The organism is Sphingobacterium sp. SGL-16 (assembly GCF_011043515.1).
GTDB classification, from domain to species: domain Bacteria; phylum Bacteroidota; class Bacteroidia; order Sphingobacteriales; family Sphingobacteriaceae; genus Sphingobacterium; species Sphingobacterium litopenaei.
In genome coordinates this window covers 1-211 of the sequence record NZ_JAAKGQ010000144.1, presented here as the reverse complement: position 1 = coordinate 211, position 211 = coordinate 1, and the positions used below count along the sequence as shown (strand labels likewise).

The 211-nt window shown below is 34.6% G+C and carries 1 protein-coding gene; it reads left to right on the top strand.

All coding sequences use genetic code 11. The features are described from left to right. On the top strand, positions 1–211 hold a 211-nt coding region (locus G5B32_RS17020; RefSeq protein ID WP_165292681.1), incomplete at both ends, for a transposase.

Genomic DNA, 211 nt, shown 5'->3' with positions numbered 1-211 from the left:
CAGAAATAAGAAGAGCTATATATACAACAAATGCTATTGAAGCCATGCACCGTCAAATTAGGAAAGTGACTAAAACAAAAGGAGCGTTTACTTCAGATCAAGCGTTATTAAAGTTAATTTATCTGGCAATACAAAACATAAGCAAAAAATGGACTATGCCAATTCGTAATTGGGGCTTGACAATGCAACAACTCCACCTTAAATTTGGTGA